This window comes from Ruegeria sp. AK11 (genome assembly GCF_056541095.1).
Map to the genome: position 1 here is coordinate 224,657 of NZ_JBQFXU010000002.1, position 22,644 is coordinate 247,300.

23 protein-coding genes are annotated in these 22,644 nt (G+C 57.9%); 14 read left to right on the plus strand and 9 right to left on the minus strand.

Translation table 11 applies throughout. The features are described from left to right. Positions 1-5 precede the first annotated feature (5 nt). From ahcY to ACR0D9_RS08665, 3 genes are all read left to right on the plus strand, one after another. A complete protein-coding gene (ahcY, locus tag ACR0D9_RS08655) occupies positions 6-1,394 on the plus strand; it encodes an adenosylhomocysteinase (RefSeq protein WP_267366313.1) in 1,389 nt (462 codons plus the stop codon). A 13-nt stretch (positions 1,395-1,407) separates the two neighbouring features. Beyond that, positions 1,408-2,157: an extensin-like domain-containing protein gene (locus ACR0D9_RS08660; protein ID WP_480538424.1), complete on the plus strand. Its 750-nt coding sequence runs from the start codon at positions 1,408-1,410 to the stop codon at positions 2,155-2,157. A 137-nt stretch (positions 2,158-2,294) separates the two neighbouring features. Then, positions 2,295-2,636 carry a DUF2853 family protein gene (locus ACR0D9_RS08665; RefSeq protein WP_267366309.1) on the plus strand — a complete coding sequence of 114 codons (342 nt, stop codon included), beginning with the start codon at positions 2,295-2,297 and terminating at the stop codon, positions 2,634-2,636. Between the two features lie 219 nt (positions 2,637-2,855). Here the strand turns inward: ACR0D9_RS08665 and ACR0D9_RS08670 are convergent, their stop codons facing one another. From ACR0D9_RS08670 to tsaD, 5 genes are all read right to left on the minus strand, one after another. Beyond that, a complete protein-coding gene (locus ACR0D9_RS08670) occupies positions 2,856-4,139 on the minus strand; it encodes a hypothetical protein (protein ID WP_480538426.1) in 1,284 nt (427 codons plus the stop codon). A 160-nt stretch (positions 4,140-4,299) separates the two neighbouring features. Next, on the minus strand, positions 4,300-4,722 hold the full coding sequence (locus tag ACR0D9_RS08675) for an EVE domain-containing protein (protein ID WP_480486854.1): 423 nt from the start codon (positions 4,720-4,722) through the stop codon (positions 4,300-4,302). Beyond that, the gene (locus ACR0D9_RS08680; protein ID WP_480482615.1) at positions 4,722-4,991 is read right to left on the minus strand and encodes a YciI family protein; all 270 of its coding nucleotides are present in this window, start codon (positions 4,989-4,991) and stop codon (positions 4,722-4,724) included. Before ACR0D9_RS08680 ends, ACR0D9_RS08675 begins: the two co-directional genes overlap by 1 nt. Before the next feature lies 1 nt (position 4,992). After that, entirely contained in the window at positions 4,993-5,955 is a 963-nt protein-coding gene (locus tag ACR0D9_RS08685) for an NAD(P)H-dependent glycerol-3-phosphate dehydrogenase (RefSeq protein WP_480486852.1), read from the minus strand. Continuing rightward, a complete protein-coding gene (gene tsaD / locus ACR0D9_RS08690) occupies positions 5,952-7,049 on the minus strand; it encodes a tRNA (adenosine(37)-N6)-threonylcarbamoyltransferase complex transferase subunit TsaD (protein ID WP_480486850.1) in 1,098 nt (365 codons plus the stop codon). Before tsaD ends, ACR0D9_RS08685 begins: the two co-directional genes overlap by 4 nt. A 98-nt stretch (positions 7,050-7,147) precedes the next feature. Between tsaD and ACR0D9_RS08695 the strand changes: the two genes are divergently transcribed. From ACR0D9_RS08695 to ACR0D9_RS08745, 11 genes are all read left to right on the plus strand, one after another. Then, a complete protein-coding gene (locus tag ACR0D9_RS08695) occupies positions 7,148-7,861 on the plus strand; it encodes a uroporphyrinogen-III synthase (RefSeq protein ID WP_480486848.1) in 714 nt (237 codons plus the stop codon). 54 nt (positions 7,862-7,915) lie between these two features. After that, the gene (locus tag ACR0D9_RS08700) at positions 7,916-9,142 is read left to right on the plus strand and encodes a COG4223 family protein (RefSeq protein ID WP_480538428.1); all 1,227 of its coding nucleotides are present in this window, start codon (positions 7,916-7,918) and stop codon (positions 9,140-9,142) included. 10 nt (positions 9,143-9,152) lie between these two features. After that, on the plus strand, positions 9,153-10,646 hold the full coding sequence (locus ACR0D9_RS08705; RefSeq protein ID WP_480487923.1) for a heme biosynthesis HemY N-terminal domain-containing protein: 1,494 nt from the start codon (positions 9,153-9,155) through the stop codon (positions 10,644-10,646). An 85-nt stretch (positions 10,647-10,731) separates the two neighbouring features. Further along, a complete protein-coding gene (locus ACR0D9_RS08710) occupies positions 10,732-11,820 on the plus strand; it encodes an MHYT domain-containing protein (RefSeq protein WP_480538430.1) in 1,089 nt (362 codons plus the stop codon). 139 nt (positions 11,821-11,959) lie between these two features. Then, a complete protein-coding gene (locus ACR0D9_RS08715; protein WP_480482629.1) occupies positions 11,960-12,793 on the plus strand; it encodes an FAD binding domain-containing protein in 834 nt (277 codons plus the stop codon). 14 nt (positions 12,794-12,807) lie between these two features. After that, positions 12,808-13,302: a (2Fe-2S)-binding protein gene (locus ACR0D9_RS08720; RefSeq protein WP_480482631.1), complete on the plus strand. Its 495-nt coding sequence runs from the start codon at positions 12,808-12,810 to the stop codon at positions 13,300-13,302. Then, positions 13,299-15,716 carry an aerobic carbon-monoxide dehydrogenase large subunit gene (locus tag ACR0D9_RS08725; protein WP_480538432.1) on the plus strand — a complete coding sequence of 806 codons (2,418 nt, stop codon included), beginning with the start codon at positions 13,299-13,301 and terminating at the stop codon, positions 15,714-15,716. The genes ACR0D9_RS08720 and ACR0D9_RS08725 overlap by 4 nt, the downstream gene beginning before the upstream one ends. 105 nt (positions 15,717-15,821) lie before the next feature. Then, complete coding sequence (locus ACR0D9_RS08730) at positions 15,822-16,688, plus strand: AAA family ATPase (protein ID WP_480538434.1); 867 nt, start codon at positions 15,822-15,824, stop codon at positions 16,686-16,688. After that, on the plus strand, positions 16,685-17,878 hold the full coding sequence (locus ACR0D9_RS08735; protein WP_480538436.1) for a vWA domain-containing protein: 1,194 nt from the start codon (positions 16,685-16,687) through the stop codon (positions 17,876-17,878). The genes ACR0D9_RS08730 and ACR0D9_RS08735 overlap by 4 nt, the downstream gene beginning before the upstream one ends. 13 nt (positions 17,879-17,891) lie before the next feature. Further along, positions 17,892-18,704 carry an XdhC family protein gene (locus ACR0D9_RS08740; RefSeq protein ID WP_480538438.1) on the plus strand — a complete coding sequence of 271 codons (813 nt, stop codon included), beginning with the start codon at positions 17,892-17,894 and terminating at the stop codon, positions 18,702-18,704. 99 nt (positions 18,705-18,803) lie between these two features. Further along, positions 18,804-19,256: an SRPBCC family protein gene (locus tag ACR0D9_RS08745; RefSeq protein WP_480487916.1), complete on the plus strand. Its 453-nt coding sequence runs from the start codon at positions 18,804-18,806 to the stop codon at positions 19,254-19,256. A 517-nt stretch (positions 19,257-19,773) separates the two neighbouring features. On the opposite strand, the gene ACR0D9_RS08750 is transcribed toward ACR0D9_RS08745, so the two are convergent. Genes ACR0D9_RS08750 through ACR0D9_RS08765 form a run of 4 tightly spaced genes read right to left on the minus strand, consistent with a single transcriptional unit; the run spans position 19,774 to position 22,644 of the window. Further along, positions 19,774-20,316 carry a DUF3833 domain-containing protein gene (locus ACR0D9_RS08750; RefSeq protein ID WP_480538439.1) on the minus strand — a complete coding sequence of 181 codons (543 nt, stop codon included), beginning with the start codon at positions 20,314-20,316 and terminating at the stop codon, positions 19,774-19,776. Continuing rightward, complete coding sequence (locus tag ACR0D9_RS08755; protein WP_480487912.1) at positions 20,313-20,930, minus strand: DUF3833 domain-containing protein; 618 nt, start codon at positions 20,928-20,930, stop codon at positions 20,313-20,315. The genes ACR0D9_RS08750 and ACR0D9_RS08755 overlap by 4 nt, the downstream gene beginning before the upstream one ends. Then, positions 20,927-22,150 carry an MFS transporter gene (locus ACR0D9_RS08760; RefSeq protein WP_480538441.1) on the minus strand — a complete coding sequence of 408 codons (1,224 nt, stop codon included), beginning with the start codon at positions 22,148-22,150 and terminating at the stop codon, positions 20,927-20,929. The genes ACR0D9_RS08755 and ACR0D9_RS08760 overlap by 4 nt, the downstream gene beginning before the upstream one ends. Continuing rightward, on the minus strand, positions 22,150-22,644 hold the full coding sequence (locus ACR0D9_RS08765) for a hypothetical protein (RefSeq protein WP_245220513.1): 495 nt from the start codon (positions 22,642-22,644) through the stop codon (positions 22,150-22,152). Before ACR0D9_RS08765 ends, ACR0D9_RS08760 begins: the two co-directional genes overlap by 1 nt.

Here is a 22,644-nt window from a genome sequence, read left to right on the forward strand (position 1 = left end):
GCCTGATGGCCGTGGACTATATCGTTAAAGACATTTCGCTGGCCGGGTTCGGCCGCAAGGAATTGGACATTGCCGAAACCGAGATGCCGGGGCTGATGTCCCTGCGTGCGGAATATGGGGACAGCAAGCCTCTGACAGGTGCGCGTATCGTTGGGTCGCTGCACATGACCATCCAGACCGGCGTTCTGATTGAAACGCTGGTTGCGCTGGGTGCGGATGTGCGCTGGGCGTCGTGCAACATCTTCTCGACTCAGGACCATGCCGCCGCCGCGATTGCCGAGGCGGGCATTCCCGTCTTCGCCATCAAGGGTCAGACGCTGGAAGAGCATTGGGACTATCTGGATAAATCCTTCCTGTTTGAAGACGGTCCGAACATGATCCTCGACGATGGTGGCGACGCGACCCTTTACATCCTGCTGGGCGCGCGTGCTGAGGCAGGCGAAGACATCATCCCTGTTCCGGGTTCGGAAGAGGAAGAGGTGATCAAGAAGCAGATCGCCAAGCGTATGGCGGCCAGCCCAGGTTGGTTCACCAAGATGCGCGACCAGATTCAGGGCGTGTCCGAGGAAACCACCACCGGCGTGAACCGTCTGTATCAGCTGGTGAAAGACGGCCACCTGCCGTTCCCGGCGATCAACGTGAATGACTCGGTCACAAAGTCGAAATTCGACAATAAATACGGATGCAAGGAATCGCTGGTTGACGGTATTCGCCGCGCCACCGACACCATGATGGCCGGTAAGGTTGCCGTGGTTTGCGGCTATGGCGACGTGGGCAAGGGCTCGGCCGCCAGCCTGCGCGGCGCGGGTGCGCGCGTGAAGGTGACCGAAGTTGACCCGATCTGCGCGCTGCAGGCTGCGATGGACGGGTTCGAAGTGACCTTGCTGGAAGACGAAGTTGCAAGCGCGGATATCTTCATCACAACCACCGGCAACAAGGACGTGATCCGCATCGAGCATATGCGCGAGATGAAGGACATGGCCATCGTTGGCAATATCGGTCACTTCGACAACGAGATTCAGGTGGCTAGCCTGAAGAACCACAAGTGGACCAACATCAAGGAGCAGGTGGACATGATCGAGATGCCTTCGGGCAACCGTCTGATCCTGCTGTCTGAAGGCCGTCTGCTGAACCTTGGCAATGCCACAGGTCACCCGTCTTTCGTGATGTCGGCTTCGTTCACCAACCAGGTTCTGGCACAGATCGAACTGTTCACCAAAGGTGACCAGTACGAGAACAAGGTCTACATCCTGCCCAAGCATCTGGACGAAAAAGTGGCCCGCCTGCATCTGGATCGCATCGGCGTGAAGCTGACGAAGATGGATGCGGATCAGGCGGCGTACATCGGTGTCAAACCGGAAGGTCCATACAAGCCGGAACACTACCGCTACTGATTGTCGTCTGACGATGACGCAGAACAACGGTCGCCGCCGGTTTCTTTACTCGGCGGCGTTCTTTGTTTTCAGGGTTCTGGTTGTGGTGATCGTGCAGGGCGGCGGCGGCTGGGTGCTGTTGGCGCATCCAAAGACACCGGTGCCATCGCACTGGAACCCGTTGCGCGACCTGAAAGTCAGCGCGCCGGTCACGCCGGTCACCAGGTATCAACTGAACCGCGCCGTGGCGGACGAAACCCAGTGTCGGGCTACGTTGGCCGAAGCGGGGGTTCATTTCGAGGCGATGGAGGATCTGGTCGTTGACCAGAACTGTAGAATTGCCGCACGCGGCCTTCTGACCCGGCTGGCCACCTCGCATATCGAAGCCGTTGAAACCAGTTGCGCCACAACATTGCGTCTGGCGATGTGGGAACACCATGTCGTGCAGCCGGTCGCGCACGAACTGCTTGGAACCGGTATTGCCCGATTGCGCCATGTTGGAAGTTACAACTGCAGGCGTATGCGCACCCTGAAGGGTGAAAACAACGGATGGAGCAGCCATGCCCGTGCGGACTCGATCGATATCATCGGTGTAGAGACGAGCGATGGCCGCGTGCTGACCCTGTTAAATGACTGGCAGGGCTCCGGCACCGAACCCGCGTTCCTGCGACAGATCTGGCGGGGCGCGTGCGACTGGTTTCGTGTGGTTCTGGGGCCGGACTTCAATCGCTTGCACGCGGATCATTTCCACCTGCAAGGTTCTGGCTGGGGGTACTGCAGATAGGTCTTGCATCCTGTGCCTTCCAGCCCCCGTTAAGGGGGAGGATACGCAGTTTTTTATCCTTTTTGGCAGACCTGTGACACGTCTAATCTCGGCTATCGGTGATTGGTGCCGGATTAACGGATTAAGGAGATTAGGACATGGGCAAGCGCGACGAGCTGATCGCCAAATACGCTGAAGATCTGAAAAACAAATGTGGGATGAACCCCGATATGGACCTGCTGACCAAGGTCACAATCGGTTGCGGCCCGGCGATTTATGACGCAGATGCGGCAACTGTTGCAGCCAGCCAGGAGTCCGAGTTGGAAACCGTCAAAAACAACTTCCTGATCAAGAAACTGGGCTTGTCCGATGGTCCCGAGCTGATGGCAGCGATCAACAAAGCCATGGAAACCTATGGCATGTCCGAGCGCAACAAATACCGCGCCGTGGTCTATTACATGCTGACCAAGCATTTCGGAAAAGAAGCCGTTTACGGCTGATCTTACCGCGTATTCCTGAAACGCCTGTCGTCTTCCCGGCGGGCGTTTTGTATTTGAGTTGTTTTTTAAGGACTTGGCGTTTGAAATGCTGGGCGCGGTTGGGCTAAGGTCAAACCGTGACCAGGACGGTCAGAACCAGACATTTCCATACGCGTGTGGTGAGTAGGGAGCACGCGGGGGTAGGGAAGGTTCTGTATCGTCAGAACCTTCCCTCATTATTCATCTGAACTCTTTTAGGATACGCGCGATAAGGTTTTCTGCGCTGTCAGGCTGAACGGTTGAATTATCGTCCGCATTTCCGCCGCTGCCTTCCAGATAAACCTCGATCCGCCCCGGGCGCGTCTTGCTGCCCGAGCTTGTGAAGTCCCGTGCGATACCCCCAAGTGCATCGGCGGCCATCGCGGCGTTTTCGGCGTCATCGGGATGGTAAAACCGGACCTGAGTTTCTCTGACCCGGTATCCCACCCGAGCTGTTGCCACCACCGTTGCCTGACCTCGGGCAAGCAGTTCCAATGCCCGGTTGCTGGTCTCTTGCGAAACTCTCGACGGTACAAAAAGCGAGACCTCCAGACCAATGGCTGGCGCCAAAAGAAGCGGTTTCACCTCGGTGTAGGGTCGATTGGCGGGTGTGTCGATCTCTTGCGGAACGGGATCATGGGCTATCTGTGATGTCTGCGATAATCCGCCCTTGTTCAGCGGATTGAGATTGCGAAATCGTGGATCAAACCGGGCTGGAATCGCGGCTTGAATGTCTGAAGCAGTTGCGACGGCCAACATGGGTTCCATCTGGGCAGGAATGAAAATCTTGGGCGGCGTTAAGGAAACTTCCGGCTTCTCCGTTGCCGCTTCAGGATTCGGGCCGGTTGCAAACTCGCTTTCCGGCATGACAGTGTTTTCCGGTTCCTGGGCGGGCGTTGCATCGGATTGATCCAAAATTACCGGATCGACGGACTCGCTATTTGGCTTGTCCAAGGGTTCGCTGACGTCGGCGGGGATTGAGAAAGGCTCAGGCTCGGAGGCCCCTGAAACCAAAAGATCCTCTGGCGAAGGGGCGTCTTTCGGGTCCGGCAGGCTGGTGGTTGCAGCCTCAGGCGGTTCTTCGGGGACCAGAAAGGTTTCAGAAAGCGCATTCAGAACAGCCTGATCTTCTGCGTCTGCGGATGGCCAGTCATCAAAAAGATTTGCAACGACCCATTGCAAGGCGGCCCCACACAAAAGGGCAAGCAGTACTAACGCGACCCAAGTTTTCCGTTTTTTTCTGACGCGCGGTTTGTCCAGATATAGCGAACGGACCCGCTCGGAAACGATCTGCTCAGTATCTGTATCATCCGGAGGGGGAGGATTGTCTGTCTGGACAGATGTCGAATCAGGTTCTTCCTGCGCCTTCGCAAGCACCGACGCGCGCTTCTCCCGCGCCTCTTTCAGGCGCGCTTCCCAGGTTTTCGTGCTTTTCGCAGCAACGGTGTTATCGAGTGTCCCGTTGCCGTTTTCAGTGTCAGACACGGGGTTCAAACTTTCAAAACATATCGAATTTATCCGAACAACACCAAGCGGTTACGACCAGAGCAATCATAACCTTCAGATCCCTACCCGGCGTAGCCCTTGGAAACATAACACCTTGCCGGACGTTTGAGAAGTTTTGCACCTGATACAGGACGGCAGGTTAATCCGGCTGCGTTTCACCCAAGGCGCAAACCACTTTCCATTGATCGTCTGTTACCGGCTGAACCGACAAACGAGAGTTTTTCACCAGCACCATGTCGGAAAGCCGTTCGTCGGCCTTGATCTGGTCCAGTGTCACGGGTTTGGAAAAGGGTCGGACGGCCTTGATATCCACGCATTCCCAGCGCTCATCATCGGTGGAACTGTCGGGATGTGCCTCGGCGCATACTTCGACAATACCCACAACCGATTTGTCCTTTTGAGAGTGGTAGAAGAACCCCCAATCCCCAATGGCCATCTGACGCATGAAATTGCGCGCCTGATAGTTGCGCACACCGTCCCATTCCTCGCCCGTGTCCCCCTTGGCCATTTGCTGTTCCCAGCTCCAGGTCGAAGGTTCGGACTTGAAAAGCCAATATGCCATCAGCCGATCACCTTTTTCCAGGGAATCAGTTCAACCGACTGGAACAATCCAGCCTTCGCATAGGGGTCATTATCTGCCCAGTTTTGCGCAGCAGCCAGATCTTCGACGTCGAGCACAACCAGCGAACCGATCATGGCGTCGCCATCCAACAGCGGCCCTGCCTGCGATACAACACCCGTTTCTTCGATATAGGCCAGATGGGCCGCGCGATTGTCCAACCGGGTCTGCAGTGCCCCGGCTTTGTCACGGGCGATGAGTGCGATCAGCATGTTATTCCTCCTTGAGTGGGCGATTGAGCAGGTTTTGGATGGCCTCGGTCACACTGTAGGCACCATGGCTCAGATCCGCCACAGTTGTACTGATGGGCATGTCCAGCCCTTCCTTGACGGCAATCTCTGACATGGCGCGCGCGGTGGCGACGCCTTCGACGGTAGTATGTTGGTCAAATGGTTGGCTCAGACCCAAACTAAGGCCAAAACGGTAGTTTCGGGACAGTTCTGAGGAGCAGGTCAACACCAGATCCCCAAGCCCGGACAAACCCATCAGGGTGTCAGAGCGCGCGCCACGCAGGGTGGCAAAGCGCTGCATTTCCGCAAAACCGCGAGTCATCAACGCGGCCCGGGCGCTGTCCCCCAGCCCCGCGCCGATTGCTGCGCCGCAACCGATGGCCATGATGTTCTTCAGCGCCCCACCAAGTTCAGCACCTATGGTGTCAGTGGTCCGATAGAGGCGCAGGTTTGCAGTGGCCAGTTTGGTCTGCAATGCTTTGCCAAGATTCGTATGACCGCAAGCCAGCGTTAACGCAGTGGGCAAACCGCGCGCTATGTCATCAGCAAAACTGGGCCCTGTCAGCAAAGCGATCGGGGCGTCGGGGACAACATCCCTGATGACCGCAACGGGCCCGAGGCCAGAATCCAACTCTATCCCCTTACAGCAAGCGACCAGTGTCTTGCCGCGCAGCACCGGGGCGTGATCCTGCAAGGCGCTGCGCAATTGCTGCATAGGAACGGCTAAAAGCAGAATGTCAGCCTTCGACGCCTCAGCGATATTTGCGGTTACGGCGATGTTCGTGGGTAAGGAAACCCCAGGCAGCCGGGTGGAGTTTTCGCGCGTCTCGTGCATCTGCCGCGCCTGATCGGCGTTTCTGGACCACAGAGTTACCGGCCCGTTGCCTGACAGCGAGATCGCCAAAGCGGTACCAAACGCACCGGATCCCAGGACAGATACGTTCATGCCTTGGCCCCTTTCTTACCGCTGCCCAGCATGGCCGGGCTGCGTTGATCCAGCGGCCAGCGGGGGCGGGCAGTCAGGTCCAGACCGTCGCGCGCGCCGGTGCGAATGCGTTCAAGACCCGCATAGGCAATCATCGCGGCATTGTCCGTGCACAAAGCCAGCGGAGGTGCTGTAAACCGAGCGCCTTGCTGCGCACAAACAGACTCTAATGCTGTCCGAATAGCCGAATTCGCTGCCACCCCACCTGCGACCGCGACAACGGGATCAACAGGGTTGTGATCAAGGTACAGATCAATCGCGCGGCGGGTTTTCTCGGCCAATGTGTCCACTATGGCCTGCTGGAATCCTGCGCACAGATCAGCACGGTCCTGACGGGTCAGCCCACCCTTGTCGGCTACGATCTGGTCGCGCATCCGCATCAACGCTGTTTTCAGCCCCGAAAAAGACAAGTCACAGCCGGGCCGGTCGAGCAGTGGCCTGGGAAAGCGGAACCGCTGGGGATTACCATCACGGGACTCAGCCTCGACAGACGGGCCGCCGGGTTGCGGCAGGCCCAGCAGGCGAGCGGTCTTGTCAAAGGCTTCCCCTGGCGCATCGTCGATGGTGCCGCCCAGGCGGGTAAACTGCTCGGGGCTATGGGCGATCAGGTATTGGCAATGGCCGCCCGACACCAGAAGCATGAGGTAAGGGAAGGCGACGCCGTCCGTCAGGCGGGGTGTCAGGGCGTGACCCGCAAGATGATTGACGCCAATCAGCGGCAGGCCCGTGGCGGCGCTCAGCCCTTTGGCGCACATGACACCGGACATGACCCCTCCGATCAGACCGGGCCCGGCGGTGACAGCAATGGCATCCATGTCGCGCAGCGACAGACCAGCGGCGTCCAGCGCCTGCATAACGCAGACATCCAGCTTTTCGGCATGCGCACGGGCTGCAATCTCGGGCACGACACCGCCAAAGGCGCTGTGCAGATCGGTTTGACCGTGCACCACAGAAGACAGGATTTCGGCTTTGGCACCTTCGGTCTGGCGCACGACGGCTGCGGCTGTGTCGTCACAGCTGCTTTCCAAACCCAATACGGTAAGTGTTTGCACCATCACCCTGATCCGTTGCATCATGTATATACGGCGGGGTATCACCCTGCGCGGATGCAAACAATCCTGAAGGGTCAAGGCGCCACACGTTGTTTTTGTTGATGACCCGCCCTCGCTCCGCCTCGGAAAGGTTTGTCGAGCAGCTGCCAACCCGCATCAGGTCCCGGGTTCAGGTCCTCTATTCGCCGATCATGGAAATCTGGCCTCTACCAGTTGCAGTGGATACCAAAGGTGTAAAAGGATTGATCTTTACATCGGCCAATGCGGTGAATGCTGCGGTCTCGAAAGGTGTTGACCGAACTCTGCCGGCCTATTGCGTGGGACCCGCAACAACCGGTACCGCGAAAGGGTATGGGTGGCAGGCCAAGATGGTCGGAACCACGGCAGAAGAATTGGTCGGGCATCTGCTCAAGCATCGGCCCAAAAGCCCCCTTTTGCACCTGCGGGGTGAGCATACACGGGGCAATGTCGCTGGCCGCCTGACCGAATCTGGTCTGACCGTTCGGGAACAGCCGGTCTATCAGCAGCGGTTGTTGCCGCTAACACCCGAGGCAACCGAGGCCGCCAGAGGAAATCTGCCGATAATTGCTCCGCTTTTCTCGCCGCGCACGGCGCGACATTTTGCCGATATCTGGGCCGGATCGGCCCCCCTTTGGCTGGTTGCGATCAGCCAGGCTACGGCTGATCCCCTTTATTCCTTGGGCTATGAGCACCTGAAGATCGCAAAACATCCGACACCCAAGAAAATGCGTAAAGCTGTTAAAAAGCTTGTGAAACATGTGTTGCGGGTTGAGGGTGGCGAGGTCCCCGATTAACTTAACCTGGGCTGTTATTCATCTGAATTTGGATTCGATAAGGGGAATATTGCGGTGGCTGGTAAGAAGAAATCCGATCAAAAGCCGGTGGAACCCCTCGTAGCGGATGATGCAGTTGAAACTGATCTGCGGCAGGAAGATACGCCTGTTGACCCGGCTGAACCCGTAGAAGAAGACCTGTCCGAAGCCGAAGCCGAAGCCGAAGCCGAAGCCGAAGCCGAAGCCGAAGCCGAAGCCGAAGCCGAAGCCGAAGCCGAAGCCGAAGCCGAAGCCCCGGTCGATGAAAAGACCGTCGAACGCGTAGTCGAAAAACGCGGCGGTTTCGTTCCGGCCCTGTTGGGTGGGGCGCTGGCTGCCGTTGCAGGTTTCGCGCTGGGCAATGGAGGGCTGTTGCCAACCGGCCCGGACAACTCGGGGGCGCTGGCGGCGCTGGAAGCAAAGCTGACAGAACAATCGGACCAGATCGCCAAGCTGTCACAGGCGCTTGCAAACGGCCCTGATGTGTCTGGACTGGCAGATCAGATCAAAGCATTGTCGGACAAGCTGACACCGGTTGAAGGCGACCTGAGCACGGTAAAATCCTCGGTTGATGCGCTGTCCGGTGAGGTCGCGCCATTGACGGACCGGATCGCCGCGCTGGAAAAAGCCCCGATTGCCTCCACGGCTTCACCCGAGGCAACCGCCGCGTTTGAGGCGGAACTGAAGAAACTTCAGGACTCGCTGGCCGCTCAACGGGCTGAAGTCGAAAAAATGGTTTCGGACGCTCAGGCTCTTGAAGCGAAAGCCTCGGCAGAAGCACAAGCCGCAACGAATGCTGCCATTCTGGCGCGTCTGCGTGGGCAGCTGGACACCGGCCAGCCTTTTTCGGAATTGGTTGCTGAATTGAAGGCAGGCGGCGTGAATGTGCCGGACGCCCTGTCCGGCCCGTCGGAAAAAGGCGTGGCAACTCTGACCGCGCTTCGGGCGTCGTTCGAGCCTGCTGCGCGAAATGCATTGGCCGAGGCGCGCGAGGCTGACAAAGGAACGGGTTTGGTCGCCTTCCTGCAACGTCAAACGGGCGCCCGTTCCGTCACGCCTCAGGAAGGTGATGGTCCAGACGCTGTTCTGTCGCGCGCGCAGGCTGCGCTGGCAGATGGCGACCTGACCAAAGCTTTGAATGAACTGAAATCACTTCCCGAAGTGGCGCAGGCTGCGATGGCCGATTGGGAGCAGGCGGCCGGGACACGAGCCGCCGCCGTTGACTCCGTGAATACGCTGGCTTCCAGCCTGAACTCGAACTGAAGGACCTGCCATGCTGTGGTCATTGTTTAAGATCCTCGTTTTTGTTGCGATTATCGGCCTGCTGGCGCTGGGCGGTCACTTCCTGATGCAAACCAGCGGTGGGGTGCAGATCACCGTCGCGGGCACGGAATTCACCCTTGGGCCGCTTCAGTCGGTGATTGCATTGGGTGTTCTGGTGCTTGCGGTCTGGCTGTTCTTCAAACTGCTCAGCCTGTTGGTTGCGACACTCAAATTCCTTAACGGCGACGAAACCGCCTTGTCGCGGTATTTCGATCGCAGTCGGGAACAGCGCGGCTATCAGGCGCTGGCCGATGGGTTGATGGCGTTGGCCTCGGGCGAGGGGCGCATTGCCATGACCAAGGCCAGTAAAGCCGAAAAGCTGTTGAACAAGCCGGAACTGACGGATCTTCTGGTGGCGCAGGCTGCCGAGATGACGGGTGACACCAAGAAAGCTTCGGACACCTACAAGAAACTGGTGACAAACAGTGCGACCCGATTTGTCGGGGTGCGCGGTATCATGAAACAGAAGCTGGCCGAGGGAGATGATGAAACCGCCCGCAAGCTGGCCGAAAAGGCACTGGCCATCAAACCGCGTCACGAAGAGACACAGGATGTTCTGCTGAATTTGCAGACCAAGGCGCAGGATTGGGCCGGTGCCCGGTCGACGCTGACTTCCAAGTTGAAAGCAGGGTATCTGCCGCGCGACGTATTCAAACGCCGTGATGCGGTTCTGGCGCTGTCCGAAGCCAAGGGAATCCTAGATGAAGGCGCAACTGTCGAGCAACAGGAGCGCGCGATCGAAGCCAATCGCCTGTCGCCCGATCTGGTGCCTGCCGCCGCCATGGCGGCCCGCGCGTATATCGCCAAGGGTAAGTCGCGGGCGGCGACAAAGATCCTGAAAAAAGCGTGGGAGGTTCGCCCACATCCGGATCTGGCCCATGCCTTTGCCGAGATCGCGCCGGATGAAACCCCGGAACAACGGGTCAGACGATTCACGGCACTGACCCGCATTCATCCTGAAAACATGGAAACTCGTTTGATCCTGGCCGAGCTGAACATTGTGGCCGAAGACTTTCCCGAAGCCCGCCGTGCCCTGGGTGATGTTGTCGAAAAACGGGGTGATGCGCGCGCCTATACATTGATGGCTGCTGTTGAGCGCGGCGAGGGTGCCACGGATGCCGTTGTCCAAGGTTGGCTTGCCAAGGCGCTGAACGCGCCGCGCGGCCCGCAATGGGTGTGCGACAACTGTCATGACATTCAACCCGAATGGGGACCTGTCTGTCAGAACTGCCACAGCTTCGATACGCTCAGCTGGCAGACACCACAGACACCCGAGATTGCAACAGCAACCGGGGTTCACATGTTGCCCCTGATCGTCGGCGCACTTGAGAACCAGACCGAAGAACCCGAAACAGTCGAGCCTGCGGAAGACGATGACGTGGTTGAAGCCACGGTGGATGCCGTAGAGGTCGCGGACGATGCAGAGGCTCAGAAACAGGTCTGAGCCCTGCTGTTGCTAACTGTGAATTGTCGCAATCAATTCGGTTTGCTAACGTCATCCTCGCGTCGGGGAGGGCGTTCAAATCCAAATGCTGGACTACTCTCACAACACTTGGTTGGTGGTGGCTTCGCTTGCCGTGGCGCTCATGGCCGGGTTCACGGGTCTGTACCTGACGCATGGCGCGTCAAGGCTGGATAGCCAGCAGCGCAAGTTCGTGGTGGCATTGGCCGCTGTCATTCTGGGCGGCGGCATCTGGTCGATGCATTTCGTAGCGATGCTGGGGCTGCAACTGCCAATCCTGTTCTACTATGATGCCCTGATCACTCTGATGTCGGCACTGGTCGCGATCCTGATGGTCGGGCTGGCGTTGCTGCTGCTGCATTTCCGGCCTCGCTCGGTTCAGACGATGATCGGATCTGGTGTGATTGTCGGGCTGGGCATCGTCGCGATGCACTTTGTCGGGATGGCTGGTATGCAGCTTTGCCGCCCCGTCTATGACATTTTCGATGTTGCTCTGTCAGCACTGGCATCAGTAATCTTGTCGGTGGCTGCAATTTGGGTGGCTTATGGCAACCGGACACAACGGAACATCCTGCTTGGCACGGTTTGTTTCGGGCTGGCGGTGTTCACCATGCATTTTATTGCCACGGGCCTGACTGATTTCGTCGCGAGCGACAGCCTCGGCGGGGCGGGTCCAGCGCTGGATAATCAGGTTTTGGCAATGGGGGTGACGGTATCCGTCTTTCTGATCTGTGGTGCTTTCCTGTTGACCGGTATTACGTTCATAGAGCCAAAGCCCGTGACTGCACCTGCCTCAGGACCTGTGTCGGAACCCACCCCAATGCGCGCTGGTGTTCCGTATGAGCGCGAAGGCCAGACTTTTTTTGCGCATCCCGCGCGGATCGCCGCAATTCGGGCCGAAGGGCATTACACGGTACTCTATATGGATGCAGAGAAACTGTTCTGCCCCTGGTCGATCACCGATGCGGAAACGCGGCTTTTGCCCGAAGGGTTCCTGCGGGCGCATCGCAGTTATCTGGTGAACCCGAAACACGTCTCGCGATTTGAACGTCACAAGGACAACGGCACCTGTTATTTCGATGGTGTTGACGCGCTGAGCAAGGTGCCGGTCAGCCGGTCCCGCCTGACAGATATTCGCGAGGCACTGGGGGTCTAGGCGCAACTCGTGCAGTTCTTTCGCATTTCGTGAAACAAGCCGCGCGCTCCGTTTTCCTTAACTGGATCAGTTAAATCCGCCGTTCTTTCCTTACCTCAGGTCCCCCAAGGCATATCGCCCGGACCCAGGGAGGAAAAACATGATACCAGCCGGCTTTGAGTATCACCGGCCAGGCGACATTGCCTCGGCCATCGGCATTCTACAGGAATATGGCGACGAGGCGCGCGTGATCGCGGGCGGGCATAGCCTGATCCCGATGATGAAGCTTCGCATGGCCGAGATGGGTCATCTGGTCGATCTTCAGGCCATTGAAGAACTCAAGGGGATAGAGGTCGGGCCTGACACCGTTACTTTGGGTGCGATGGTCACGCAGCACGAGCTGATCACCCACAGCGGTCTGGCCGAAGCCATTCCGTTGATCCGCGAGGCGGCGCTTCAGATTGCGGATCCGCAAGTGCGGTACATGGGCACTGTCGGTGGCAATGTAGCCAATGGTGACCCGGGCAATGACATGCCGGGTCTGATGCAATGCTTGAACGCCGCGTTCGAGTTGTCCGGCCCGGACGGGAACCGGACAGTTGCCGCGCGTGATTTTTATGAGGCCGCGTATTTCACCGCCCGCGAAGACGAAGAAATCCTGACCCGGATTTCGATCCCTGTACCGGGTGCAGGCGTGGGGCAGGCCTATCAAAAGCAAAAGCGCAAGATAGGAGATTATGCGACCGCCGCCGCGGCTGTGATGGTTGGCAACGGTCAGGCCTCGGTTGCGATGACCAATCTGGCCGACACGCCCATCTGGTCGGATGAGTCCAGCACCGCGCTGGCCGGGGGTGATGTCGAAGGGTGCGTTGCCGCAATGCTAGACGCAATCGATCCGGTCGCTGACAACCGCGGCCCCGTCGAATTCAAGAAACACGTGGCAGCCGTGGTGCTGCGCCGCGCCATCGACCGTGCGCAAAGCCGCGCGGGCTGAGGGAGAGGGAACCAATGTCGAAAATGCATGTCAAACTGACCGTAAACGGCAAGCAGGTTGAAGATCTGGCCGAGCCGCGCACGCTGCTGATCCACTTCCTGCGGGAAGACCTGAAAATCACCGGCCCACATATCGGGTGTGAAACCAGCCACTGCGGTGCCTGCACCGTGGATATCGACGGCAAGTCGGTCAAATCCTGCACCGCCTTTGTAGCGCAGGTAAACGGTGCTGAGATCACAACCGTTGAAGGCCTGACCAATGATGATGGCAGCCTTGGAGTGTTGCAGGAAATGTTTCGCGAACATCACGGGCTGCAATGTGGGTTCTGCACGCCGGGCATGATCACCCGGGCGCATCGTCTGTTGCAGGAGAATCCGAACCCGACCGAGGAGGAAATCCGTTTCGGCATGGCCGGAAACCTGTGCCGCTGCACGGGATACCAGAATATCGTCAAAGCGATCTCGGCCTCGGCTGATTTGCTCAATGCACAGAAGGAGGCCGCGGAATGACCGACCAGACTCTGACCCCCGAAGAACGCGCTGCCAACCTCAAAGGTATGGGCTGCGCCCGAAAGCGCGTCGAGGACGTGCGTTTCACTCAAGGCAAGGGTAATTACGTTGATGACATCAAGTTGGACGGGATGCTGTTTGGCGATTTTGTGCGCTCCCCCTACGCACATGCCCGCGTCATCAGCGTGAACAAAGAGGCGGCCTTGGCACTGCCCGGCGTGATCGCCGTTTTGACCGCCGAAGACCTGTCGCCTTTGGGATTGCACTGGATGCCGACACTGGCCGGTGACAAGCAGATGGTGCTGGCCGATGGCAAGGTGTTGTTTCAGGGCCAGGAAGTTGCCTATGTCGTGGCCGAAGACCGCTATGTCGCGGCAGATGCCGTTGAACTGGTCGAGGTCGAATACGAAGAGCTTCCTGTCATCACGGACCCGTTCGAATCGTTGAAGTCGGACGTGGTGCTCCGCGAAGACCTGGAAGGTCAGACCGAAGGCGCACATGGTCCGCGCAAACATCACAACCACATCTTTACGTGGGAACAGGGCGACAAGGACGCGACCGAAGCTGTGCTGGCCGAGGCGGACGTGGTCGCCGAAGAGATGATCTATTACCACCGCACCCATCCGTGCCCGCTTGAGACCTGCGGTTGCGTGGCGTCGATGGACAAGGTGACTGGCAAGCTGACTCTGTACGGGACGTTCCAGGCCCCCCATGCAATCCGGACAGTTGTGTCTCTGATTTCGGGGCTGGCCGAGCATAATATCCGCGTGATCAGCCCCGATATCGGTGGTGGGTTTGGCAACAAGGTGGGGGCTTACGCAGGCTATGTGTGTTCGGTGGTGGCCTCGATCGTTACCGGCAAGCCGGTGAAGTGGGTCGAGGACCGGATGGAAAACCTGATGTCCACTGCCTTTGCCCGCGACTACTGGATGCAGGGGAAGATTGCCGCCACCAAGGATGGCAAGATCACCGGATTGTGGTGTCACACCACGGCGGATCATGGTGGTTTCGACGCTTGTGCCGATCCGACCAAATTCCCTGCCGGCTTCATGAATATCTGCACCGGGTCTTATGACATCCCGACTGCCTATCTGGCGGTGGATGGTGTCTATACCAACAAGGCGCCGGGCGGTGTGGCCTATCGCTGTTCCTTCCGCGTAACCGAAGCTGCCTATTTCATCGAACGCATGATCGAGTTTCTGGCCATCAAGCTGAACATGGACGCGGCCGAGCTGCGCCGGATCAACTTCATCCGCAAAGATCAGTTCCCGTATCAGTCGGCGCTGGGCTGGGAATATGACTCGGGCGATTATCACACCGCCTGGGACAAGGCGCTGAAGGCCGTGAACTATGAGGGTCTGCGGGCGGAACAGGCGCAGCGGATCGCAGATTTCAAGGCTGGGAAAACGCGCAAGCTGCTGGGCATCGGCCTGACACATTTCACGGAAATCGTCGGGGCCGGACCGGTGAAGAACTGCGATATCCTCGGGCTGGGAATGTTCGACAGCTGCGAGATTCGCATTCATCCGACCGGATCAGCGATTGCGCGGCTGGGGACGATCAGTCAAGGGCAGGGCCACGCCACAACCTTTGCCCAGATCATCGCCAGTGAAATCGGCCTGCCCGCCGATGACATCACGCTGGAAGAGGGTGACACGGATACCGCACCTTACGGGCTTGGGACTTATGGGTCCCGGTCTACTCCGGTCGCTGGTGCGGCCACGGCGATGGCGGCCCGCAAAATTCGGGCAAAAGCCCAGATGATCGCGGCCTATCTGCTGGAGGTGCATGACAATGACGTCGAATGGGACGTGGATCGCTTTGCTGTCAAAGGCGCGCCTGAGCGGTTCAAGACCATGAAGGAAATCGCATTCGCCGCCTATAATCAGGCCATTCCTGGACTGGAGCCGGGTCTGGAGGCCGTCAGCTATTACGACCCGCCGAATATGACTTATCCGTTCGGGGCCTATATCTGTGTCATGGAGATTGACGTGGATACCGGTGAATGGGAGGTCCGGCAGTTCTACGCTTTGGATGACTGCGGCACCCGGATCAACCCGATGATCATCGAGGGTCAGGTCCATGGCGGTGTGACCGAGGCACTGGCTATCGCGATGGGGCAAGAGATTGCCTATGATGATATGGGCAATGTGAAGACCGGTACGCTGATGGACTTCTTCCTGCCAACCGCGTGGGAGACGCCGAACTATACCACCGACCATACGGTGACCCCGTCCCCGCACCATCCGATTGGGGCAAAGGGTGTGGGGGAAAGCCCGAATGTCGGCGGTGTGCCTGCGTTCTCGAACGCAGTGCATGACGCGTTCCGGCATTTTGGCTTGGTGCAGAGCCATATGCCGCACGACCACTGGCGGATCTGGAAGATTGCCAATGGTCTGGGGATGCATGGGTGAATGGGGTCGGACCGGCTGTTGCCGGTCCGACCGGACGGAGGGGGCTCTGCCCCCTCCGAACCTCCCCCGGGATATTTATGGCCAAATGAAGATAGGATCCTGGTTTTGACCTTTAAAGATGTGCAGAACGGGCTGGCCGCGCAGGGCTATGTTGCCGATGATCGGTTGGCCATGGCGCTGCATCTGGCGCAGCAACTTGGGCGCCCTTTGTTGCTGGAGGGGCCGGCGGGCGTGGGGAAAACCGAAGTGGCCAAAGCGGTGGCAGCATGGCGCGATACACGATTGATACGTCTGCAATGCTACGAAGGTCTGGACGCCAGTCATGCCATCTATGAATGGAATTATCAAAGACAGCTATTGGCGATAAGGGCGAGCGAAGCGCAAGGCGGCGTCGCGGAGGCGCAGCTGTTTTCGGATGAATATTTGCTGAAAAGGCCTTTGTTAGAGGCTATCTCGGAAACGAAACCTCCGGTTCTTTTGATTGATGAGATTGATCGGGCGGATGAGGAGTTCGAAGCCTATCTTCTGGAAATCCTGTCAGACTTTCAGATCACCATACCCGAGTTGGGAACGGTGCAGGCACATGTGCGGCCTGTCGTCATTCTGACGGCCAACGGGACACGGGATTTGTCGGATGCACTGCGCAGAAGGTGTTTGTACAGCTTTCTTGACTATCCTTCGAGGGAGACCGAACTGGCAATCCTGCGGGCACGCCTGCCTGAAATTGAGGGGATTCTGGCGCGTCAGATCATCGGTGTTGTACAGGCGCTGCGTCAGGAAGATCTTGAGAAGAAACCGGGCATCGCCGAAATGCTGGATTGGGCAGCAGCCCTGTCCGGGTTGGGTGTTAATGATCTGGCCAAATCCCGCGAAGACGTGCAGGCGTCACTGGTGTGTTTGCTGAAAACTGCCGCAGATTACAATGCGGCACCGCCCGAGGTGATGGATCGTCTGATCGGGAAGGTGGCATGATGCAGGTGACGCGCTTTCCCTCTCGGGCCTCGAGTCTTGCCGACCGTATGTCGGGTTTCATAGCGCATTTGCGAATGAACGGTATGCAATTGGGGGCGTCGGATGCGGCGGACGTGCTTGCCGCCTTGTCCGAAGTGGATGCAACGGATGCCAAACAGGCCCGGCAAGCCATGTGCGCGATATTGACCGGAGATGCAGAAGATTGGCGCCGGTTTGATGAACTGTTTGACGCCTATTGGTTCAACGCTGGCGCACAGCGTTCGGGAAAAGCGAAAAACAAGCATGTGCGGGTGCAGTCCGCCAAGCCAATGATCTGGCAGACCAGAACTCAGGGTGAGGACGAACCACGATCCGGGTCGGAGCAAGAGGCCACTCTGCCTGACTGCGGTGAAGGGGAAGCCGAAGGGGTGGACGGCAAGTTGATCGCCACGCGAACGGCCAACCTGTCACGCCGGGACTTGCGAGAGTTGATGGATGAAGAGGCCCTAAAACAGGCTGAAACAGCCGCGCTGACCTTGGCGCGGGCATTTCGGGACAGGCGATCGCGCCGCCGGAAACGGGCGTTGCGCGGGGCTGTTCTGGATATGCGCCAAATACAGCGCGCCAGTCTGGCGCGTGGCGGTGAGCCGCTGGACCTGTATCGCCGAGCGCGGCCACCGCGTCCGATGCGGATTGTGGCATTGTGCGACGTGAGTGGTTCGATGACCGCGTACTCACGCGTGTTTCTGGCCTTCCTGAAAGGGTTGATCGGCAGCGGGATCAAGGCGGATGCGTATTTGTTTCACACACGATTGATGCGGGTTACAGATGCGTTGCGCGACCATGACACCCTCCGGGCTGCGGGGCGATTGTCGCTGATGGCCGAAGGCTTTGGCGGCGGTACGGATATTTCCGGCAGTCTGGAGCGATTTCTGTCGGGATACGGCGCGCGAGCACTGAACGGGCGTACTGTAGTCCTGATCCTGTCGGACGGATATTGCAGTTCTGATCCGCAGGCTCTGGGGGATGTGCTGGCGCGTATCAGGCGCAAGGCACGCCGGATCGTCTGGCTGAACCCCTTAAAGGGCTGGAAGGACTATCAACCAATTGCGGCAGCGATGCAGGCGGCTGAACCCTATCTGGATGCGCATTTGCCGGCCAATACACTGGATGCATTGGCGGCGCTTGAGCCGCAGTTCCAAAAGCTGTGAAAGGAGTCTGACCTTGGCGAATTTCGACATTTTTGACACCATCGATCAGCTGCGCGGAACCGGAGAGTCCTTTTGTGTGGCGACGGTTTTGCGCACGGCGGATGCGACCTCGGCCAAAGCTGGGGGGAAGGCGGCGATTACCCGGGCGGGTGAAATTCTGGGGCATCTTGGCGGGGCTTGTGTGCAGCGCGCAGTCCGGGCAGCGGCGCAACAGGCTTGGGCGTCCGGGGCGCCGCAGATTATCCGTGTCAAACCTTCGGAAAAGGTGGTGAACATGACGGATCCCGATGGTGTGCAAACGTTCAAAAGTGGGTGCCCGTCCGGCGGTACAGTTGATCTTTTGGTCGAACCCTATCAACACGCGCCCCGGCTGGTGATTTTCGGCGAGGGGTTGATTGCCAAAGCTCTGGCGGCACATGGATCGCTGGCCGGATTTCGCACGGTTGTCGAGGATGGGCTTGATATTGCTGGAAACCATGTGCGGTTCGCCTTGGCTCAGGTCGATGCGCTGGGCGTGGAGCCGCGGGACTATGTCGTGGTGGCTGCGCAGGGGCGCAGCGATGCGTCCGCCTTGAAGGCTGCATTGGAAACCGATGCGGCACGCGTGTCGATGGTGGCCAGTCGCCGCAAGGCAGCTACGCTGACTGCAAAGCTTATCGCCCAGGGATTGGACCCTTTGAAAGTTGCGCGCCTGAAATCCCCGGCGGGGTTGGACATACATGCCATAGATCCGCATGAGATCGCCCTGTCGATTTTGGCCGAGATTGTGATGTGGCGGAACGGTGAAAAGGCAGCAAAGGTGTCGCATGATGAAAAGCTTGCTTGAACACCTTTGCCACATGTGGCCTGCGTGGCTGGCTCAAAGGATAGAAACGGCTGCAATGCGCCTATTTCCAAGATGTTGTTGAACAAAGGAAAGACCTGAATGGAACTGACTGATGAAATCCGTATCGCAGCGCCACGCGACGTCGTTTACCGCGCGCTTAACGATCCCGACATTTTGATGGAATGCATCCCGGGATGTGAGGAACTGACGCAGAAATCACCAACCGATCTTGAGGCGAAAGTTGTTCTGAAAATTGGCCCGGTCAAAGCGCGCTTTGCGGGTGAGGTCACATTGGACACGGCCAATGCACCAAACGGGTTCTCTTTGATGGGTGAAGGCAAGGGCGGGGCGGCTGGATTTGCCAAAGGCGGCGCAGACGTTTCGTTGACCGAAGAAGGTGACGAAACCGTACTGAAATACACGGCGAAGGTTGATGTTGGTGGCAAGATCGCTCAGCTCGGCAGTCGGCTGATTGCGGGAACCGCCAAGAAGTTGTCGGCAAAGTTCTTTACGCGGTTCGGAGAGATCGTGTCAGAGCAGTCGACTGCATGATCCGGGGCGTTCCATAGCCGAGAGGTTGTCAAAGCATGGACCACTGACGACAAGGCGGGGGAACCCGCCATCAACCGAAGTGTGGCAATCGGCGGTGACTGCAAATACTCAGTCAGGACAACACCCTTCAGCGAGAGCTGCGAGCACCCCTGTCAACGGGGGGTTGAAAATCGGGTTTTGCCCATAAAAAATTGGCTTTTCCCGAAATAACCGGTAGATTTTCTGCAAAAGGTGGAAAACACCGGAGGCAGTAAGAGAGCAGATGTCACAGGCAAAAACTCGTGTTTTGCGGACCACGATACCTGCCGGTCTTGTCGGCAAACGGGACGGTCTTTTTTTCTTGTGGGGCGAGATTGAGCGCGCCCGTTTGAAAATTGAAGACGGAGCCCACCACGACTCTGCAACGCCAGATGGGCCAAATGTAAACATGGCAGACGCAGCAAGGCGTCTGGTACAGGTGCCGGTGGACGAGTTCATATTTTATTGATGGGCAACGTCTGGATGGAAATAGCGGAATCTATTCTTTTTCAAAGATCAGGAAAACTTCGCCGAGGCGTACGCCAAAGCGTGAGACGTAAGCGCGGTTTAACAGACGGTCCTCGGTCAGCAGCCACATCCAGTCGTCAAAACTGACGCGCATCGTGCCATCTTTGACAGGCAGGTCAATTTTGTATTTCCAGTTGAAGGTGTCGCCCCTTTCGGTCCCGCTGGCGGTTCCCAGCACACCGGGCGCAGTACCAGTCCACGTGTCATCGCCAGTCTTTGTCAACGTCCAGATGCGCTGTTCAGTTGCGCCGTCGTCGTAGATAAAATCCTCGACCAGTGTCAGGGTTTTCCCGTCCCATGTGCCGTCGATATCGACTTCAAATCTGCGTGGAACATTCCCCAACACATCCTGAAACTGCCCGTAAGCTACGGTCTTTCCGTCGAAGAATTCCTCGAGGTTCAGTTGCCGTTCAGACAGAAAAGTTGTCGGAACCTTCGGTTTGCCAGAGCAGGCAACCAGAAGTGCAAAGCTTGCGACGGAAACGCATGTAATCAGAGAGCGACCTGTGATCATTGCACCAGCCGCCTTTCTGAAGTGGTGCTATACTCATTTGCGCCACCTACGTGGATCGGATGTGATTTGGGGGTCGGGCGCATTGTTGCAACGAGCTCAGCAACCTTGATGCCAAACTTACGCATCTCGGAACGATTCATAATGACGCCATGTTCTGTCAGATACATCCAGTCTGTAACATCCAGTGTGTGTCCTCCTGCGTCTTTGGGCAGAATGATCCTGTAGGTCAGCTTGATCGTTGCGCCGGATATCGTGCCGTGACCTTCGCCAACGATATCCTCTGCTGTTGCCGTGAACGTATTTCTGGTGCCTAGCGTCAGATACCATTTACGGTTCATCTTTTTGCCATTTGAGTACGTGAAGAACTCGGAAAGTGTGCCGGTGTTCCCATTCCACTCACCGATCATGCGGGCCACAAAGCTGTTCGACATCCTGCCATTGGGGCCATAGATCAGACCCTCGGACAGGATTTCACCGTTCAGATGCCTTTTCAGCGAAAAGATGGGCCCAGTACCGGCATAGTCTGACGGGGTCTGCGCACGAAAGCTCAGCAGTCGGGCGCGGAAAAACATTGCAATCAGCAGAGCCAGCAGGATGATGGCGAAAGCATTCATTTGCTTGTAACCTCGGTTGGCAGGGTCAGGACCATTCCAAAGGCCCCAAGTTTCAGGATGCAGGGCAGCACCGCGTAGGCGAGATTGAGTGAATCAAGCGCTTGGGCGGAATTGGTTTGACCGGGGGTGAAGCCACTGCGCTCCAGCAATGGCAGGGTAATAAAGGCTGCCAGAGCCAGGCCCAGCTTGCCAGCAAAGGACCAGATACCAAACGCTGTGGACGCGTTAAGACCGGCTCGGGTCAAAGTGACCGAAAACATGGCGGGCAGCACGACCATATCCGCGCCCAGAGCGGCACCCGAGGCGAGGCAAATCAACGCAAAACCGGTGAGGTTCCCAGCGCTCAGTGTGGCGGCACCGATAAACCCCGCGATGGAAAGCGGCATCGCAATTATCAGTGTCTGTTTCGAGCCAATTTTGTTGCTGAGCTTTGCCCAAAGCGGCACGCTTGCGCCCGCGCTGAGGAAAAACAGGATCAGCAACGGTCCGGCTTTGCCGGGCAGTTGCAAACGGTCCTCTACGAAAAAGAGAAACAGGGTCGATGTGGTGGCCACAGGCAGGCTGTTGATCAAAGCCAGCACCAGAAAGCGCAAACCCCCGGCCTTGCCCAGGCTTGCGAAAGACAGACCGGATCCGGTGATTGGGGGCCGCCGCCAGATCGGAACAGTCAACAAAAGGGTTGCGACCGATAACAGACCCAGAAACAGACCAAATGCGGGATAGCCTTGCGCGTGGGCTCCGGCGGCAACAAAAAGGGCAGGGGCACTTGCCGCGATGATAACGCCTGTCAGTTGTCCGCCTTCCCGATAAGCGGCGAGGGTCATCAACTCCTTCGCATCCGCGCGTTTTGCTAGCGTCGCACTTCGCCCGTAGAGCAGGATAGTCCCCAGGCTATAAGCCGAAAACAACAGTATCAGAAGAACAATCAATGTCAGTACATCTGCGCCTTGTTGCAGGCTGAACAGCGCCGGAAATCCAATGGCAAGGCCGAGAGCTGCCATGGACGCAAAGACAAGCTGGCCACCGGGCCATCTATCTATCGCCCAACCGATCAGTGGGTCCTGTACCAGATCGACCAATCGGATCATCAGCAAGACGGTGCCAATCACCCCCAGTCCAATGCCCAGATTCACCGCCGCAAATCGCGGTAGATGAATGTATAGCGGGATGCCCGCCGCAGCGAGCATCAGCGCGTATAAGCTGACCCGAGGGTAAAGCATCACTTTCCCTGAAGCATCTGGGTGAAGGACGCTGACCGTGTGTTTTCGCCGAGGAAAACCGACATGAAACTGCGTTTGATGCCCGGATATGCCATTGTGCAGGTCTTTCGACCGTTCAGCCAGAAACTGACCTTGTCTGGCCCGTCGGACACCGCCAGATAACTGTCACCCTTGGTGACACCCCTAAAACACACGTCCAGTTGGTCGCCGACCGGGGCAGGGTGGCCGACGCGTTTCATCTCGCCGAGCGTCGAGTTGACCAGCGCATTCTTCTTGATGCTTTTACGGTATGTCAGCTGAAGCCCGAAATCTTCACTCCAACTGAACGAAGCACCTTTGGGTGTGTAAAGCTTGGCGTCGTAAATCGGAAACCCGAGATAGCGGAAGGTTGCAGTTCCGCGAAGTTGTGCACCATCCAACTCTTCCGTCACAGGCGACGCGATCAACCCAGTGGGGGCCAGCAAGGAAAGGCTTAGAAGGCTCGCGCGCAACAT

Bases quoted from the DNA above. Each gene is read 5' to 3' on its own strand.
- ACR0D9_RS08765 (WP_245220513.1), bottom strand. From the start codon at position 22,644: ATGTTGCGCGCGAGCCTTCTAAGCCTTTCCTTGCTGGCCCCCACTGGG.
- ACR0D9_RS08675 (WP_480486854.1), bottom strand. From the start codon at position 4,722: ATGGCATATTGGCTTTTCAAGTCCGAACCTTCGACCTGGAGCTGGGAA.
- ACR0D9_RS08705 (WP_480487923.1), top strand. From the start codon at position 9,153: ATGCTGTGGTCATTGTTTAAGATCCTCGTTTTTGTTGCGATTATCGGC.
- ahcY (WP_267366313.1), top strand. From the start codon at position 6: ATGGCCGTGGACTATATCGTTAAAGACATTTCGCTGGCCGGGTTCGGC.
- tsaD (WP_480486850.1), bottom strand. From the start codon at position 7,049: ATGGTGCAAACACTTACCGTATTGGGTTTGGAAAGCAGCTGTGACGAC.
- ACR0D9_RS08750 (WP_480538439.1), bottom strand. From the start codon at position 20,316: ATGATCACAGGTCGCTCTCTGATTACATGCGTTTCCGTCGCAAGCTTT.
- ACR0D9_RS08715 (WP_480482629.1), top strand. From the start codon at position 11,960: ATGATACCAGCCGGCTTTGAGTATCACCGGCCAGGCGACATTGCCTCG.
- ACR0D9_RS08665 (WP_267366309.1), top strand. From the start codon at position 2,295: ATGGGCAAGCGCGACGAGCTGATCGCCAAATACGCTGAAGATCTGAAA.
- ACR0D9_RS08685 (WP_480486852.1), bottom strand. From the start codon at position 5,955: ATGAACGTATCTGTCCTGGGATCCGGTGCGTTTGGTACCGCTTTGGCG.
- ACR0D9_RS08720 (WP_480482631.1), top strand. From the start codon at position 12,808: ATGTCGAAAATGCATGTCAAACTGACCGTAAACGGCAAGCAGGTTGAA.
- ACR0D9_RS08660 (WP_480538424.1), top strand. From the start codon at position 1,408: ATGACGCAGAACAACGGTCGCCGCCGGTTTCTTTACTCGGCGGCGTTC.
- ACR0D9_RS08755 (WP_480487912.1), bottom strand. From the start codon at position 20,930: ATGAATGCTTTCGCCATCATCCTGCTGGCTCTGCTGATTGCAATGTTT.
- ACR0D9_RS08745 (WP_480487916.1), top strand. From the start codon at position 18,804: ATGGAACTGACTGATGAAATCCGTATCGCAGCGCCACGCGACGTCGTT.
- ACR0D9_RS08760 (WP_480538441.1), bottom strand. From the start codon at position 22,150: ATGCTTTACCCTCGGGTCAGCTTATACGCGCTGATGCTCGCTGCGGCG.
- ACR0D9_RS08735 (WP_480538436.1), top strand. From the start codon at position 16,685: ATGATGCAGGTGACGCGCTTTCCCTCTCGGGCCTCGAGTCTTGCCGAC.
- ACR0D9_RS08695 (WP_480486848.1), top strand. From the start codon at position 7,148: ATGACCCGCCCTCGCTCCGCCTCGGAAAGGTTTGTCGAGCAGCTGCCA.
- ACR0D9_RS08680 (WP_480482615.1), bottom strand. From the start codon at position 4,991: ATGCTGATCGCACTCATCGCCCGTGACAAAGCCGGGGCACTGCAGACC.
- ACR0D9_RS08725 (WP_480538432.1), top strand. From the start codon at position 13,299: ATGACCGACCAGACTCTGACCCCCGAAGAACGCGCTGCCAACCTCAAA.
- ACR0D9_RS08710 (WP_480538430.1), top strand. From the start codon at position 10,732: ATGCTGGACTACTCTCACAACACTTGGTTGGTGGTGGCTTCGCTTGCC.